Below are 2,089 nucleotides of genomic sequence, written 5' to 3' on the forward strand. Positions count from 1 at the left end.
AAATCTGGACGAAAGTCAAACACAATGGAATATGGCTGCAATCAGGGAAAGGCTGAATAATCCTGCTTTCTCTGAAATCAATCAATTTGCCCTGGCACATACCTACTGGTGCTCCGGTTATCGGAAGAAAACATCATTGATCAACCGCTGCACCCACGACAGGGCAATCCGTCATCTGGTTGAAGCGGCGAGAATATTTCATAAAGCTCCCGCCAACAGGATTGAAGCAGTGCTGGACTATCAACACGAAACGGACAGGCAGGCATTACTCCGGCATTGGCTACTTTTTGATCCAGACAAGGCCAGCCCCCTGGTGAACAAATACGTTAACTGGCTTGCTGACGAGACAACGGCCAGACGCCTGGTGTCGCAAAATGGCCATATCCTGAAATACCTCACACCTGAATTACGCAATCAGCGGGCGATAGTGTTTGCCGCCATCAAAAGCCATCCTGAGGCCATTGCCAATGCGCCAGCATCCTTTAAAAACGATTTTGAAATTATGTCTTGTGCCCTGGCAAATGCAGTAAAGCCGGAAACAATACTTGCCCATACAGGGCCAGAGCTTTCCTCAAATTCTGGGCTTTTCCGGCGCTTGTTAACCACAGCAGTTGAAAACACGTCACAGGCTCTTTCCTGTAATGCGGCAACTGAGTATCTGGAACAAAATCCTGATGTCTACAAAGATCTTCTTCTGTTGGCGCTGGAGCATAATGATAAAGATAATTTCTATCCATTGTATCACCACAATTTCAGGAAAAACCTGCTTGACAATCATTACCTTTACCGAAAGCTGGCCTTGAAGGCGTTGGCGAAACCCGGACTATACGATAACCTGAAATATTTTCCGGATTTAAATAATGATCGGGAGGTAGTATATACAGCGGTCGATTCTGACCCCTTTGCATTAAGATCTGCCGGACCTGAATTTCAAGCGGATAAAGAACTGGTCAAAAAAGCTGTCGGGAACACGGGGATAGTTCTGCAATTTGCCAGTGAAGGGCTCAGGAATGATGAAGACATCGTATTGGCTGCTGTCAAAAATAATGGGATTGCCCTGATGTACGCCAGTGAACGGTTAAAAGCTGATCGAACCATTGTTACAGCTGCGGTGAAAGATACCGTTAGTGCACTAGAGTATGCCGATGAACAATTCAAACATCATCCTTACCTTGATCTTGATGAACAACAGTGTGGAGATAACCAATTTTTGGCCATTGTCGCATCAAAAGACCCGGTCTACTTTATAAGACGACTGGCCAATCAGAAGATGAGAGATGATGAAGAGTTGATGCAACTGGCCGTGCAAGCTGACAGTGACATTCTCAAGTATGTCAGTGACAGGCTACGTGGCCATGAGCCTACTGTGCGGCTGGCAGTTCAACTAAATGGTATGGTACTCAGGTATGCCAGCCCGGAATTGCAGGCCAATGAAGCGCTGGTCAAACTGGCAGTGCGTGATAACGGCATGGCGCTGGCGTTTGCCAGTGACGAACTCAAGGATTGTCCGGAAGTGGTCAAACTTGCCCTGCAACAAAATCCCCTGGCGCTGGAGTTTGCCGGTGACAATTGCCGTAATGATCCGGCGCTGGTCAATATCGCCTTGCAAAACAATGGCAATGCCCTGCAGTACGTTGGTGATTCTTTACAAAACAAACCCGAAATCATTGCGGCAGCCATTGATTGTATCGGGCCTGTTGCGGTGAGGTACATTCAACAATTCACTTAATCTGACACGGCTTCTCAGTTGGTCGTCAGACTTGAGCCGTGGCTAACAATGGATGGAACTATTTACTAATTGGATTGAAGTTATTCCGGGACAATTTCTGACTACTTATACTTTTTGGATCTGCGCGGATTCCCAAAGTCAAGCCTCAATAAAAACGTTAAACAACCAAGCAACGGATATTTTCATCATGTTTCATGCAGGCCCAGGTTTTAATAACAACGTTGGTTGCTCTACACATTTGCCTGATGCCAGTGCTTCAGGCATCGATCATTGTAAAGCGCCGGCATCAGATACTTGCGCTTTCTCTGGCGAAAGAAAGCGGGAGGTTTCCGGGCGTGACACAACGTTAACTTTTGGCAG

General features: G+C 46.7%; 2 protein-coding genes. Both read left to right on the plus strand.

All coding sequences use genetic code 11. The features are described 5' to 3' along the window. A partial coding sequence (locus KDK14_RS17970) for a DUF4116 domain-containing protein (RefSeq protein ID WP_257266570.1) occupies nt 1-1,729 on the plus strand: 1,729 nt, incomplete at its 5' end. A gap of 52 nt (nt 1,730-1,781) precedes the next feature. Next, on the plus strand, nt 1,782-2,089 hold a 308-nt coding region (locus KDK14_RS17975), incomplete at its 3' end, for a hypothetical protein (protein WP_257266571.1).

Origin of the sequence: Endozoicomonas sp. ONNA2 (assembly GCF_024606365.1) — a bacterium.
Taxonomy (GTDB): Bacteria; Pseudomonadota; Gammaproteobacteria; order Pseudomonadales; family Endozoicomonadaceae; genus Endozoicomonas.